The organism is Micrococcus sp. CS26, from assembly GCF_055522295.1.
Genome location: NZ_JBVFVY010000009.1, coordinates 1 through 13,976 on the forward strand (window position 1 = coordinate 1; position 13,976 = coordinate 13,976).

At 73.0% G+C, this 13,976-nt stretch carries 11 protein-coding genes; 3 read left to right on the plus strand and 8 right to left on the minus strand.

Annotated features, from left to right (window positions below):
- The coding region (locus tag ACZ1IK_RS05650; RefSeq protein WP_465098385.1) for a DUF3418 domain-containing protein at positions 1-960 on the plus strand (960 nt) is incomplete at its 5' end.
- Between the two features lie 24 nt (positions 961-984).
- On the opposite strand, the gene ACZ1IK_RS05655 is transcribed toward ACZ1IK_RS05650, so the two are convergent.
- The gene (locus ACZ1IK_RS05655) at positions 985-1,413 is read right to left on the minus strand and encodes an HIT family protein (protein ID WP_044659226.1); all 429 of its coding nucleotides are present in this window, start codon (positions 1,411-1,413) and stop codon (positions 985-987) included.
- Positions 1,414-1,457: 44 nt separating this feature from the next.
- A complete protein-coding gene (locus tag ACZ1IK_RS05660; RefSeq protein ID WP_044659227.1) occupies positions 1,458-2,585 on the minus strand; it encodes a sulfurtransferase in 1,128 nt (375 codons plus the stop codon).
- A 111-nt stretch (positions 2,586-2,696) separates the two neighbouring features.
- Here ACZ1IK_RS05660 and ACZ1IK_RS05665 point away from each other — a divergent pair, with 111 nt between their 5' ends.
- A complete protein-coding gene (locus ACZ1IK_RS05665; protein ID WP_036337773.1) occupies positions 2,697-3,143 on the plus strand; it encodes a Fur family transcriptional regulator in 447 nt (148 codons plus the stop codon).
- Between the two features lie 19 nt (positions 3,144-3,162).
- On the opposite strand, the gene ACZ1IK_RS05670 is transcribed toward ACZ1IK_RS05665, so the two are convergent.
- The 6 genes from ACZ1IK_RS05670 to guaB1 form a co-directional block, all read right to left on the minus strand.
- The gene (locus ACZ1IK_RS05670) at positions 3,163-3,981 is read right to left on the minus strand and encodes a metal ABC transporter ATP-binding protein (RefSeq protein WP_044659228.1); all 819 of its coding nucleotides are present in this window, start codon (positions 3,979-3,981) and stop codon (positions 3,163-3,165) included.
- A complete protein-coding gene (locus tag ACZ1IK_RS05675) occupies positions 3,978-4,877 on the minus strand; it encodes a metal ABC transporter permease (RefSeq protein WP_044659229.1) in 900 nt (299 codons plus the stop codon). Before ACZ1IK_RS05675 ends, ACZ1IK_RS05670 begins: the two co-directional genes overlap by 4 nt.
- A gap of 2 nt (positions 4,878-4,879) precedes the next feature.
- Positions 4,880-5,887: a metal ABC transporter substrate-binding protein gene (locus ACZ1IK_RS05680; RefSeq protein WP_041104319.1), complete on the minus strand. Its 1,008-nt coding sequence runs from the start codon at positions 5,885-5,887 to the stop codon at positions 4,880-4,882.
- 75 nt (positions 5,888-5,962) lie between these two features.
- Positions 5,963-7,021 carry a hemolysin family protein gene (locus ACZ1IK_RS05685; RefSeq protein ID WP_041104317.1) on the minus strand — a complete coding sequence of 353 codons (1,059 nt, stop codon included), beginning with the start codon at positions 7,019-7,021 and terminating at the stop codon, positions 5,963-5,965.
- A complete protein-coding gene (locus tag ACZ1IK_RS05690; RefSeq protein WP_041104315.1) occupies positions 7,018-8,334 on the minus strand; it encodes a hemolysin family protein in 1,317 nt (438 codons plus the stop codon). The genes ACZ1IK_RS05685 and ACZ1IK_RS05690 overlap by 4 nt, the downstream gene beginning before the upstream one ends.
- A gap of 184 nt (positions 8,335-8,518) precedes the next feature.
- Positions 8,519-10,000 (minus strand): GMP reductase, encoded by a 1,482-nt coding sequence (gene guaB1 / locus ACZ1IK_RS05695; RefSeq protein ID WP_044659231.1) that lies wholly within the window; start codon positions 9,998-10,000, stop codon positions 8,519-8,521.
- 200 nt (positions 10,001-10,200) lie between these two features.
- Between guaB1 and ACZ1IK_RS05700 the strand changes: the two genes are divergently transcribed.
- Positions 10,201-13,932, plus strand: a complete 3,732-nt coding sequence (locus ACZ1IK_RS05700; protein WP_216880174.1) for a multifunctional oxoglutarate decarboxylase/oxoglutarate dehydrogenase thiamine pyrophosphate-binding subunit/dihydrolipoyllysine-residue succinyltransferase subunit — start codon at positions 10,201-10,203, stop codon at positions 13,930-13,932.
- The last annotated feature ends 44 nt before the right edge of the window (positions 13,933-13,976 follow it).

Genomic DNA, 13,976 nt, shown 5'->3' on the forward strand with positions numbered 1-13,976 from the left:
GCCGAGGGACGCCGTCGCCCGGAGGGCCCCGGGCGGTCCGGCGCGACGCCGGCCTTCGAGGAGCGGCACGGGCTGACCTCATGGAGCATCGGCACGGTGCCGAAGACCGTCTCCACCGCGGCCGGGGCGCGCGGCCCCGCCATCACGGGCTACCCGAGCCTGGTGCCCGAGACCACGCCCGACGGCGGCCCCGCGGCCGGCCTGACCGTGGCCCGGTCCGCGGAGGACCAGGCGGCCTGGCACCGGGCCGGGGTGATCCGGCTGCTGCTGGCCACCCTGCCCAGCCCCCAGCGCTACGTGCTGGACCACCTGGACAACAGGGAGAAGCTCACCTTCACCCAGAATCCGCACGGCTCGGTGGACTCCCTCGTCGCGGACTGCACGCAGGCCGCCGTCGACCGTCTCGTCGGGGACGAGCTGCCGTTCGACGAGGCCGCGTTCCGCGCCCTGTTCGACCGGGTGCGGGCCGACCTGATCGACACGGTCTTCGCCGTCACGTCCCTGGTGGAGCAGGTGCTCTCCCGGGCCGCGCAGGTGCGACGCCGGCTCAAGGGCTCGGTCTCGCTCGCCCTCGCGCCGGCGCTGTCGGACGTGAAGGCACACCTCGAGCAGCTCGTGTTCCCCGGCTTCGTGGCCACCACGGGCTGGGAGCGGCTGCAGCACCTGCCGCGCTACCTGCAGGGCATGCTGACGCGCCTGGACCGGTTGGACGCCGGCGGCCACCTGCAGCGCGACGGGCAGCACATGGCGGTGGTGCAGGGGCTCGAGGACGAGTTCGACGCCGCCGTCGCGGCCCACCGCGCCCGGTTCGCGGGCACGCCCGTGCCCGCGGAGCTGGAGCGGGTGCGCTGGCTCATCGAGGAGCTGCGCGTCTCGTTCTTCGCCCAGGAGCTGGGCACGGCGGTCTCGGTCTCCGAGAAGCGGGTGCGTCAGGCGCTCGCCCGGGCCACGCGCGCCTGAGTCGGGCCCGGGCGGCGCGGGCCGTCAGTCCTGCGGGACGACCTCGCCGTGGCCCAGGTCCCGCAGGGCCGCGCGGAGGCGGGCGGCGGCGTCGTCCAGGTCCGCCGGATCGGGGGCGTTGTCCACGCGAGCCAGGTCGAAGTCGGCGAGCGAGGTGGAGGGCCACACATGCACGTGCAGGTGCGGGATCTCATAGCCGGCGATCATGAGCCCGGCCCGGCGGGCGGAGAACGCCGCCACCTGCGCCTTGCCGATCTGCTGGGCGACCGTCGTCAGGTGCGTGACCAGCGCCGGGTCGACCTCCACCCATTCGTCCACCTCCTCACGGGGCACCACGAGCGTGTGCCCCGGCTGGAGCGGCGCGGCGGACAGGAACGCGACGCACGTCGGGTCCTGCCACACGAAGCGGGCGGGCAGCTCGCCGGCGATGATCCTGCTGAAGACGGTGGCCATGGGGGGTCCTCCTGGGGGTCGGCGGGGCGGGGCCCCGGGGCTCGTCAGTCCCGGCCGGACGCGCCGTAGGGCTCGGGGCCGACCGCGACGGCGTTGGACGGGTCCTGGACCCATGCTGACCACGAACCCGGGTAGAGCGCCACTCCGGGTCGCCCCGCGACGGCCAGGGTGAGCACGGCGTGCGCCGCGGTGATGCCCGAGCCGCAGTACACGGCCACGGGAGTGGCGTCGTCCACGCCGACGGCGTCGAACCGCTCCGCCAGCTCTGCGGCGGGCCGCAGGCGGCCGTCCTCGGCGATGCTCTCCGCCGTGGGCACGTTCCGCGCCCCGGGGATGTGCCCGGCCACGGGGTCGAAGGGCTCGACCTCCCCGCGGTAGCGTTCGGCCGCCCGCGCGTCGAGGAGCAGACCGCCGGAGGCCATCGCCTCGGCGCCGGCCGTGTCCACGACGGGCATGCGGCCCCACGACGGCCGGGCGGTGCCGGGCACCGGGATGACCTCACCGGGCTGCAGGGGCAGGCCCGCGGCGCGCCACGCCTCGAGGCCGCCGTCCAGGAGCACGGAGTCCCGCAGCCCCGCGTGGCGCAGCAGCCACCAGGCGCGCGCGGCGGACAGGCCGTGGTCGTCGTCGTAGACCACGATGGTGTCCCCCTCGTCGATCCCCCACATCCGCACGGTCTCCGCGAACTGGCGCGCGTCCGGCAGGGGGTGGCGCCCCGCCGCCGGACCGGCGTGGCCGGCGAGCTGGCTGGGCAGGGAGACGTAGACGGCGCCGGGCAGATGGCCCTGGAGATAGGCGGCGTGGTCCGGCCCGCCCCCCGTGGCCCGGAACCGGACGTCGAGCAGGATCACCCGGTTCGGGCGGCATCGGCCCGGCTGGGCGTAGGCCGGGCCCCCGGGCACCGGCGGCAGGTCCTCGACGGGGGCCAGGCCGAGCCAGCCGGCCAGCACGTCCACCGTCACCAGGGTGGGCGGCTCGGCGGCCTCAGGGTCGACGCCGTCGATGTCCGCGTCCGGGTCGCCGCCGGCGTCATGGGACGAGGACGGGGCCGCCGTGGGCGCCGGGACCACGCGGCCCTGCCCCTCGTCGACGACGATCAGCGGGTCGGGTCGATCGGGGGCGGCGCCGTCGCGGTCCGGGACAGGGGATGGGTCCGGGCTCTCGCTGTGCACCCGGACACCCTACTCCACGCCCCATTCGGCGCCGCTGATAACCTGGAGGATGGCCCGCGCGGACCTGTTCCGGACCGCGCGGAGGAGGCGGCAGCCGCCGCAGAAGGAGTCGTGAGCACCGTGAGCGCCCCCCAGCCCAGCCCCCGGGCCGCCCGTCCCCGGGCGACCCGGCAGAAGGCCGCCGTCGACCGAGCCCTGGACCGCATCCCGGACTTCGTGAGCGCGCAGGAGCTCCATGCCCGCCTCCAGGACCAGGGCGAACGCGTCTCGCTGGCCACCGTGTACCGGACCCTGCAGCAGCAGCTCGACGACGGCCTCGTGGACATGCTCCGCCGCGACGACGGCGAGACCGTGTACCGCCGGTGCGAGGACGAGGGCCACCATCACCACCTGGTGTGCCGGATCTGCTGGACCACCGTCGAGGTCACCGCCCCCCACGTCGAGGCGTGGGCCACCGCCGTCGCCGCGGAGCACGGCTTCACGGACGCGGACCACACGGTGGAGATCACCGGCGTCTGTGCCCGCTGCCGGGCCGAGGGGCGCACCCGCGCGGCCTGACCCCGGGGCCGGGCCCCGGTCAGTGGCGGATGCCGCCCGCGGGGTCGTCCAGGAAGTCCGCCGGGTCCTCGACTGCCTTGGAGGGCCCGTGCAGGGCGCCCCGGCCGTAGGCGATGTCCAGGTTCTCGACCGTGAGCACGTTCCGCGGCGGGCCGGAGGCCACGACACGCCCGCCCATCAGGACCACATGGTCCGCCTCCGCAGCCTCGTCGAGATCGTGGGTCGTGTAGACCACGGACACCCCGCGCGTCGGCTCCTCGTGGAGGAGGTCGTCGATCGTGCGGGCGGAGACGATGTCGAGGCCCGTCATCGGCTCGTCGAGCAGCAGCACGTCGTGGTCCTGGGCGAGGCCCTGGGCCACGTAGGCGCGCTGGCGCTGGCCGCCGGAGAGCTGGTCGAGGTGCCGCCGCGCCAGGTCCGCGACCTGCATGCGCTCCATGGCGGCCCGCACGATGTCCCGGTCCTGCTTCCGGAACGGGCGGAACCACCCGAGCGTGGGGTACCGGCCCATCCCGACGACGTCGCGCACCGTCACCGGCACTCCCTGGGGCACGCCGATGGACTGCATCACGAAGGAGGTGCGCTGCGAGCGCCGCCGCGGGTTCTCGCCGAGCACCTCCAGCGCACCGGAGGCCGGGTCGCTCAGGCCCGCCAGGGCGGTCAGCAGCGTGGACTTGCCGGAGCCGTTGGGCCCGATCACCGCGATCAGCCGCCGGGCCGGCAGGGTGAAGTCGGAGGGCCGGACGGCCACGTGCGAGCCGTGGCGCAGTTCGAGCGCCCGGGCGACCGCGAGGGGAGGCGTGGCCGCCGCGGCGCCCGCGGGGAAGGACGCGTTCATCGGGCGACCTCCGCTCCGGGCAGGGCCACGACCGGCGTCTCCTGCTCACGCTGCGCGCGCGAGCGCACGTGCCGGCCCAGGAGCGCCAGCACGGCGGCGCGGACGGCGAGCACGACGAAGAACAGCAGGATCGGCATGAGCGCCATGGTGGCCGAACCCGCCGTGCCCAGCCGGTAGCTGAGGGTGAGCCCGGTGACGACGCACGCCGCGCCGATCACGACGGAGACGAGCATCATCTGGGGGACGCTGCGCGTCAGCAGCGCCGCCGTCGCGGGCGGTCCCACGAGGAGGCCGAACACGAGCACCGTGCCCACCGCCTGGAACGAACCGATCACGGCCGCGCCGATCATCACCAGCAGCAGCGTGTGCGTCAGCCCCGGTCGCATGCCCAGCGAGCGCGCCTTGACCTCGGAGAAGCTCAGTGCCAGCAGGGGCCGGTAGAGCAGCAGGGCCAGGGCGATCACCACGACGGCGATGACCGCCTGGGTCACGATGCCGTCCACGCTGACCCCCAGCACATCGCCGAACAGGATCGACGTGAGCGATCCCGTGTAGGAGTCCGACTTGGAGATGATCACCACGCCCAGGGCCATCATCCCCACGAAGAGCAGGCCGATGGCGGTGTCCTCCTTGAGGGTGGTGGCCCGGTGCACCAGCGAGATGCCCGCCATCATGACGACGGCGGCCACCGCCGCACCGAGGTGGGGGCTGCCACCGGTGACGACCGCCAGGGCGATGCCCGGCAGGACACCGTGCACGAACGCGTCCCCGAAGAAGCTCATCCCGCGCAGCACCAGCCACGTGCCCACGACCGAGCACATCACCACGGCGATGAGTCCGCCGACGAGGGCGCGCTGCTGGAATCCCATCTGGAAGGACTCGAGCAGCCAGTCCATCCTCAGCCCTCCAGCGCGTCGGCGAGGGTGCGGGCGTTGAGGAGCATGGCCTCGGCGTAGTCCGCCTCCGGGGTGTCCTTCGGGCCGACGCCGCCCTCGTAGACCTCGATGACCGGCAGGTCGCCGGCCTCCTCGGCCACGGTGTCCACGAGGCTGTTGCGCGCGCCCACGGACGTGATCACGGCGTCTGCGCCGCCGTCGCGGATGGACCGGGCGAGCTCGGCGATCTCCTGGGAGGAGGGCTCGCCGTCGGTGGAGCCGCCCGGGACGACGACGCCGGACACGGTGAAGTCGTAGGCCTCGCTGAAGTAGCCGTAGGCGTCGTGGTCCGTGACCAGCGTGCGGCGGTCCTCCGGGACCCCGGCGAGGATCTCCCGGACCTGCGTGTCCGTCTGCTCGAGCTCCCCGCGCACGGTCGCGCCGCACTCGGCGAACCTCTCGTCACCCCGCTCCTGGGCGAGCGTGTCGCCCATCAGCTCGGCGGCCCTCGCCATGCGGGCGACGTCCATCCAGACGTGCGGGTCCTCGGACCCGTGGTCATGGCCCTCGTGGCCCGCCCCCTCCTCGGCGTGGTCATGGCCGCCGAAGGGCAGCGGATCCAGCTGGGGCGCCACCTCGACGACGGTCGCGCCGTCCGCCTCGGCGTTGGCGAGGGCGGACTCCATGCCGCCCTCGAGGCCGAGGCCGTTGGAGAACACGAGGCCGGAGGAGACCATGTCCTTCACCTGCGCGGACGAGGCGGAGAAGTCGTGCGGATCATCCCCCGGGCCCATCACCGTGACGCTGCGGGCGTCGGCGCACGCGACCACGCGGTCGAGCACGGAGCCGAGCTGCGTCGTCGTGGCGACGGCCACGGGCGCGCCCGCGGCCGAGCCGGACCCGGCGGCAGCAGAGGCGCCCGCGGCCTGCTCGCCCGCGGAGTCGCCGCTGGTCCCGCCGCACGCGGCGAGGCTCAGGGTGAGCGCGGTGAGGGCCCCGGTCAGGGCGGGCAGACGACGGCGGCGGAGCATGGGGCGACCTCGTTCGTGTCGGGAGGATGTGTGAAATCGGTTCTCAACAGTAGCACCGCGCCGCCCGCGCGACGCTCACGCGGGCCGGAACCGACGTGGCGACTGCGTCACGTCGTTGATCTCCCCGACGAGCTCCTCGAGCACGTCCTCGAGGAAGAGGATGCCCGCGGTCTCGCCCTCGGGCGTGATGACCCGGGCGAGGTGGGAGCCCGTGCGCTGCATGAGCGCGAGTGCGTCCTCGACCTCGTCCTCGAGCCGCACGTTGGCCAGCGAGCGCACGCGCGTGAGCGGGATCGGCTCGTCGTGTCCCGACGGGCCCACGGTGAGGACGTCCTTCAGGTGCAGGTAGCCGGTGTAGCCGCCGTCGGGGTCCTCGACCACGAACCGGGAGAAGCCCACGCGGCCCACGGTCCACTCGAAGTCGTGCGGCGTGATCCCCTCGGGGACGGTGACGACCCGCTCGAGCGGCACCATCACGTCCCCGGCCCGGTGGTCCGAGAACTCGAGGGCCGAGTGCAGCACGCCGGACTCGTCCTCCAGGGTGCCCGAGCGGGTGGACTCGGCCACGATCGACTGCACCTCCTCGAGCGTGTAGGAGGAGGCCACCTCGTCCTTCGGCTCGATGCGCAGGGCGTGCAGCACGAGGTTGGCCGTCCAGTTCAGCGCGGCCACGACGGGATGCAGCAGCTTCGAGAGCCACACGAGCGGCTGGGCCAGCAGCATCACGGCGCGGTCCGCGAACGAGACGGCGGCGTTCTTGGGCACCATCTCGCCCAGGGTCACGTGCAGGAAGGTGACCACCAGCAGCGCGAGCACGAAGGCGGTCACGTCCGCCGCCGCGGACGGGACCCCGAGGGCGGCCATCGGGACGACGAGCAGGTGGTGCAGCGCCGGCTCGGACACGTTGAGGATGAGCAGGGAGCACACCGTGATGCCGAGCTGGCAGACGGCCAGCATCTGGGAGACGTGCTCCATCGCGTAGAGCGCCACCTGGGCCTGGCGGGAGCCGGCCTCGGCCCGCGGCTCGATCTGCGCCCGGCGGGCGCCCATGACGGCGAACTCGCCCGCCACGAAGAAGGCGTTGGCGGCCAACAGGACCACCAGCCACAGCAGTCCGACGACGTCCCCGTTCATGCGCGCGTCTCCTCGTCCTCAGCGGCCGGGTCGAAGCGCACGCGCTCGATGCGGCGGCCGTCCATCCGCTCGACCGTCAGGGTGCCGCCGTCCACGTCCACCACGTCCCCGACCTCCGCCAGGCGCCCCAGTCGGGCCAGGATGTACCCGCCGACGGTCTCGTAGGCCCCGTCCTCCGGCACCACGAGGGCCGGGATCTGGGTCCGCACCTCGTCGGGCCGCAGCTCCGCCGGGAAGTACCAGCGGCCGGAGGCCGTCTGGAGGACCCCCGGGGTGACGCGGTCGTGCTCGTCCGCGACCTCGCCGACGATCTCCTCCACCACGTCCTCGAGCGTGACCACCCCTGCGGTGCCCCCGTACTCGTCCACGACGACGGCCATCTGCAGGTTCGCGTCGCGCAGCTCGGCCAGCAGCTGGTCCAGGTGCACGGTCTCCGGCACGCGGATGACCTCCGTCATCAGTGCACCGGCCTCGAGGTCGGCGCGGCGCTCCCGCGGCACGGCCACGACCTTCTTCACGTGCACCACGCCGCGGATGTCGTCCGAGGAGTCGCCGATCACGGGGAACCGCGAGTAGCCGGTGCTGCGGGCCAGGTCCAGGACCTCGGGCAGAGCCTGGTCCTCCCTCACCGTCTCCACGCGGATGCGCGGGGTCATCACGTCCGCGGCGGTGCGGTCCGCGAAGCGCAGCGTCCGGTCCAGGAACGTGGCGGTCTGCGCGTCGAGCGTGCCCAGCTGGGCCGAGCGGCGGACCAGCGAGGAGAGCTCCTCGGGGCTGCGGGCGCCGGAGATCTCCTCCTTGGCCTCGATGCCCACGCGGGCCAGCACGCCGTTGGAGAACCCGTTCAGGACCAGGATCGCCGGCTTGAACACGGTGCTGAACACGAGCTGGGGCCGGGCGAGTGCGCGGCCGATCGCCATGGGCTCGGCGATGGACATGTTCTTGGGGATCAGCTCGCCGAGGAGCATCGAGAGCAGGGTCGCCACGACCATCGCGACGACGAGCGAGACGGTGCCCACCACGCCGGCCGGCAGCCCCACCTGGAGCAGCAGCGGGTCGATGAGCCGGCTGATCGCCGGGTCCATCACGTAGCCGGTGAGCAGTGTGGTCAGAGTGATGCCCAGCTGGCACGCGGAGAGCTGGGTCGAGAGTGACTTGAGACAGCGCAGCAGGGGCTCGGCGCCGCGGTCACCCGCGTCCACCATGCGCTGCACGGTGGGCACGTCGATCGCGATCATGGCGAACTCGACGGCCACGAAGAACCCGGTGCCCACGATCAGGGCCAGGCCGAGGATCAGCAGGAGCCACTCCACCCGACCTCACCCCCTCGACGGCGGGCCGGGCGGCGGTGCGGGGCACCGGGACTGGAAGGCTCCGATCCGGCCGCGTCCGCGTGGGCGGACGAGCGGTCTGGCACACAGGTGTCAGGGTGATCCATAGTCCGCCCAGTATAGGGGCGTCAGGCCCCGGCGGAACGAGCAGGGGCATGCGGCCGCCTCACCACGACGAGGCGACCGGCCGGCCCTCCTCGTAGCCCGCCGCGGACTGCAGGCCGACGACGGCGCGCTCACGGAACTCCGCCAGGTCGTGGGCGCCGGCGTAGGTCAGCGACGAGCGCACACCGGACGTGATGGTGTCCAGCAGGTCCTCCACCGAGGGGCGGCGCGGGTCCACGTACATGCGCGAGGAGGAGATGCCCTCCTCGAACATCGCCTTGCGGGCCTTGGTGAAGGCGTCCTCGTGGCGGGTGCGGTGCTGGACCGCGCGGGCCGAGGCCATGCCGAAGCTCTCCTTGTACCGCCGACCGTCCGGACCGTGCACGAGGTCGCCCGGAGACTCGAGCGTCCCCGCGAACCACGAGCCGATCATCACCGAGCTGGCTCCGGCGGCCAGCGCGAGCGCCACGTCCCGCGGGTGCTTCACCCCGCCGTCCGCCCACACGCGTGCCCCGAGCTCGCGGGCCGCGGCGGCGCACTCCAGGACCGCCGAGAACTGGGGCCGGCCCACCGCGGTCTGCATGCGCGTGGTGCACATCGCGCCCGGTCCCACGCCCACCTTGACGATGTCCGCGCCGGCCGCGACCAGGTCCCGGACGCCGTCGCCGGAGACGACGTTGCCGGCCACCACGGGCACGCCGGGGTCGAGGGCCCGCACGGCGGCGAGCGCGTCCAGCATGGTCCGCTGATGACCGTGCGCGGTGTCCACGACGAGCACGTCGACGCCGGCCTCGACCAGGACGGCGGCCTTCTCCCCCACCGCCCCGTTGATGCCGACGGCGGCGCCGACGCGGAGCCGTCCGTCGTCGTCGAGACCGGGCGTGAACAAGGACGAGCGCAGCAGGCCCGCCGCGGTGACGACCCCGCGCAGCACGGGGGCGGCGGTGCCCACCGCCGGGTCCACGACGGGGGCCATCTCCTGGTGCGCGGCGTGCAGGCGCTCGAAGGCCGCCCGCAGCGCGTCCTTGCTCGGGGCCCCGTCCGTGCCGCCGAGCTCGGCGAGCGTGAGGGTCACCACCGGAGGGTGCATGACGGAGGCGGCCGAGGTGAAGCGGTCCACGTCCTCGCAGTCCTGGGGGCGGACCACGCCGAGCAGCCCGCCGTGCGCGTCCACCACGCAGACGGCCCCGTGGTTGCGGCGGTCCACGAGGTGGAGCAGGTCCAGCACCGTGTCCTGCGGGCCGACGGTCAGGGCGGTGTCCGCCACGGGGTGGGCCGCCTTCACCCGACGCACGACGTCCCGGATCACGTCCGCCGGGATGTCCTGCGGCAGGATCCCGAGACCGCCGCGCCGGGCCATGGTCTCGACCATCCGGCGCCCGGTGACGGCGGTCATGTTGGCGGAGACCAGGGGGATGGTGGCGCCCGTGCCGTCATCCGGGGCGATGTCCACGTCCATGCGACTGGCGACGTCCGAGTGTGAGGGCACGAGGAAGACGTCGTTGTACGTCAGGTCGACGGCCGGGTCGGTGAGGAAGCGCATGGCGTCAGTCTCCCAGACGAGGCGGACGCCGTGAGGCCCCCGCGCGTCCGCCGGGAGCGGAGTCGAGCCGAGGCCGCGGCATTCCGACCGGGGGCGTCGAAGAACTATGATGTCTCGAGGCGTTCCCGGCCCCACGCGCGCCGCGCGGGTGGCCCGGCGCAGCACATCGCATCCCAAGGCTCAGGAAGAGGCGTTACACAGTGCCAGAACTCACGTCGGACCGGCTCGCACAGGAGTTCCCGGGGAACGAACGGCTGGTGGCCGAGATCTACCGGAAGTACCGCGAGGACTCCGGTTCCGTGGACCGGCAGTGGGCACAGATCTTCGCCCGTCTCGAGGCCAGCGCCCCCGCCGCCGAGGCCGAGCCGAAGGCCGCCGCCAAGACCGAGCCGAAGACCGCCGCCAAGGCCGAGCCGAAGGCCACCGCCAAGGTGACCGAGCCGAAGGCGGCGACCGCCCCGGCCCGGGGTGCGCAGCCCAAGGAGACCTCGGTCAGCACCGGCCCCAAGCCCAAGAAGACCCCGGCGGCCCAGGCCGTGCCCTCCGAGCCCGCCGACACCGCCACCACCACCGCGGACGAGAAGCAGGAGAAGGCCACCGTCCTCAAGGGCATGGCCAAGGCCGTGGCCACGAACATGGACGCCTCCCTATCCGTGCCCACCGCCACCACCGTGCGCGACCTGCCGGCCAAGGTGCTGATCGACAACCGCGTGGTCATCAACAGCCACCTGGCCCGCACCCGCGGCGGCAAGGTCTCCTTCACCCACCTCATCGGCTACGCCGTGGTCCGCGCGCTCGCGGCCATGCCCTCGATGAACGTGACCTACGAGGAGCGCGACGGCAAGCCCACCATGGTGGAGCCGGCCCACGTGAACTTCGGCCTGGCCATCGACCTGCCCCGCCCGGACGGCACCCGCGCGCTCGTGGTCCCCAACGTCAAGGCCGCCGAGACCCTCGACTTCCGCGGCTTCTGGAAGGCGTACGACGACCTCGTCCAGCGCGCCCGCAAGAACAAGCTGACGATGGACGACTACGCCGGCACCACGGTCTCCCTGACCAACCCGGGCGGTATCGGCACCGTGCACTCGGTGCCCCGCCTGTCCCAGGGCCAGGCCGCCATCATCGGCGTCGGCGCGCTGACCTATCCGGCCGCCTTCCAGGGCGCCGCCGAGTCCACGCTGCACGACCTGGCGATCTCCAAGACGATCACGCTGACCTCCACGTACGACCACCGCGTGATCCAGGGCGCCGGCTCCGGCGAGTTCCTGAAGATCGTGCACGGCCTCCTGCTGGGCGAGGACGGCTTCTACGACGAGGTCTTCCACTCCCTGCGCATCCCCTACGAGCCCGTCCGCTGGGCCCAGGACGTGCAGGTGAACCCGGAGGAGCAGATCGGCAAGGTCGCCCGCATCCAGCAGCTCATCCACGCGTACCGGGACCGCGGCCACCTGCTGGCCAACGTGGACCCGCTCGAGTACTCGATGGCCTACCACCCGGACCTCGACATCCGCGAGCACGGGCTCACCCTGTGGGACCTGGACCGCGAGTGGCCCACCGGCGGCTTCGGCGGGGCGGGCAGCCTGACGCTGCGCAAGATCCTCGGCGTGCTGCGTGACGCGTACTGCCGCACCATCGGCGTCGAGTACATGCACATCCAGGACCCGGCCGAGCGCGCCTGGTTCCAGGAGAAGCTCGAGCAGCCGTACGCCAAGCCCACCCGCGAGGAGCAGCTGCGCATCCTGGGCCGCCTCAACGCCGCGGAGGCGTTCGAGACGTTCCTGCAGACCAAGTACATCGGCCAGAAGCGCTTCTCCCTGGAGGGCGGCGAGTCCCTCATCCCGCTGCTGGACGGCATCCTCGGCGACGCCGCCGACGCCGGGCTGGACGAGGTCGCCATCGGCATGGCGCACCGCGGTCGCCTGAACGTGCTGACCAACATCGCCGGCAAGACCTACAGCCAGGTCTTCCGCGAGTTCGAGGGGGCCACCCCGGGCGGCGCCTCGGGCTCGGGCGACGTGAAGTACCACATGGGCACCGAGGGCACCTTCGTGTCCGACGCCGGCAACAGCACCCGCGTGTACCTCGCCGCCAACCCCTCGCACCTGGAGGCCGTGAACCCGGTCCTCGAGGGCGTCGTGCGTGCCAAGCAGGACCGCCTCGATCTGGGCGGCCAGCGCCCGGACTCCTTCTCCGTTCTGCCGATCCTGGTGCACGGCGACGCGGCCTTCGCCGGCCAGGGCGTCGTGACCGAGGTCCTGCAGCTCTCGCAGCTGCCCGGCTACCGCACCGGCGGCACGATCCACGTGATCGTGAACAACCAGGTGGGCTTCACCACGCCGCCGACCCAGGCGCGCTCCGCGGTGTACTCCACCGACGTGGCCAAGACCATCCAGGCCCCGATCTTCCACGTCAACGGCGACGAGCCGGAGTCCGTGGTGCACGTGGCCCAGCTCGCCTTCGAGTACCGCCAGCGGTTCAACAAGGACGTCGTCATCGACCTCGTCTGCTACCGCCGCCGCGGCCACAACGAGGGCGACGACCCGTCGATGACGCAGCCGCGCATGTACAACCTCATCGAGCAGAAGCGCTCCACCCGCAAGCTGTACGTCGAGTCCCTCGTGGGCCGCGGCGACATCACGCAGGAGGAGGCGGACAGCGCCCTGAAGGACTACCAGCAGCAGCTGGAGCGGGTCTTCGCGGAGACCCACGAGGACGCGCCCGCCTCCGGCGGGGAGGGCCTCCGCCCGGCCGAGGACCGGGACGCGGCCCCGGAGGCGCCGGCGTCCACGGCCATCTCGGCCGAGACGCTGCGGGCCATCGGGCAGGCGCACATCGACGTGCCCGAGGGCTTCACGGTCCACCCCAAGCTCGCGGCCCTGCTCGAGCGCCGCGCCAAGATGGCCGTCGACGGCGGCATCGACTGGGGCTTCGCCGAGCTGGCGGCCTTCGGCTCGCTGCTCATGGAGGGCGTGCCGGTCCGCCTGGCGGGCCAGGACTCCCAGCGCGGCACCTTCACGCAGCGCCACTCGGTGTTCCACGACCGGATCACCGGCGACACGTGGGCGCCGCTGAGGCACCTCTCCGAGGACCAGGCGAAGTTCTGGGTCTACAACTCGCTGCTGTCCGAGTACGCCGCCCTCGGCTTCGAGTACGGCTACTCCGTGGAGCGCTCCGACGCCCTCGTGCTGTGGGAGGCCCAGTTCGGCGACTTCGTGAACGGCGCGCAGACGATCATCGACGAGTTCATCTCCTCGGCCGATCAGAAGTGGTCGCAGACCTCGTCCGTGGTCCTGCTCCTCCCCCACGGCTACGAGGGACAGGGGCCGGACCACTCCTCCGCCCGCATCGAGCGCTTCCTGCAGATGTGCGCCGAGGACAACATGCGCGTGGTCAACCCCTCCACGGGCGCGAACCACTTCCACCTGCTGCGCGAGCACGCCTACGCCCGCCCGCGTCGGCCCCTCATCGTGTTCACCCCGAAGCAGCTGCTGCGCCTCAAGGCCGCCGCGAACTCGGTGGAGGACTTCACCGAGGGCGGCTTCCAGCCGGTCATCCCGGACGCCGGGGTGGACGCCAAGGACGTCACGCGCGTGGTGCTGGTCTCCGGCCGGCTGTACTACGACCTGCTCGCCCGCCGCGAGAAGTCCGGTGACACGTCCACCGCGATCGTGCGGGTGGAGCAGCTCTACCCGCTGCCGCTCGACGAGATCCGCAAGGCGCTCCGCGCCTACCCGGTCGCCGACGTCACCTGGGTGCAGGACGAGCCCGCGAACCAGGGCCCGTGGCCGTTCATGGCACTGAACCTCGTGCCGCAGCTCGACGGCCCCGTGACCCTCGTGTCCCGCCCGGCCTCGGCCGCGACCTCCGCGGGCACCAAGGGCCGCCACGACCAGGAGCTCAGCACGCTGCTGGACGCCGCCTTCGGCCGCTGACCCGGACCGACCCTGCGCCGCCGCCGCACCCTCCGGTGCGGCGG

Excerpts from the sequence above, each read along its gene's own strand:
- ACZ1IK_RS05655 (WP_044659226.1), bottom strand. The coding sequence starts at position 1,413 with ATGGCCACCGTCTTCAGCAGGATCATCGCCGGCGAGCTGCCCGCCCGC.
- ACZ1IK_RS05670 (WP_044659228.1), bottom strand. The coding sequence starts at position 3,981 with ATGAACGCGTCCTTCCCCGCGGGCGCCGCGGCGGCCACGCCTCCCCTC.
- guaB1 (WP_044659231.1), bottom strand. The coding sequence starts at position 10,000 with ATGCGCTTCCTCACCGACCCGGCCGTCGACCTGACGTACAACGACGTC.
- ACZ1IK_RS05685 (WP_041104317.1), bottom strand. The coding sequence starts at position 7,021 with ATGAACGGGGACGTCGTCGGACTGCTGTGGCTGGTGGTCCTGTTGGCC.
- ACZ1IK_RS05680 (WP_041104319.1), bottom strand. The coding sequence starts at position 5,887 with ATGCTCCGCCGCCGTCGTCTGCCCGCCCTGACCGGGGCCCTCACCGCG.
- ACZ1IK_RS05675 (WP_044659229.1), bottom strand. The coding sequence starts at position 4,877 with ATGGACTGGCTGCTCGAGTCCTTCCAGATGGGATTCCAGCAGCGCGCC.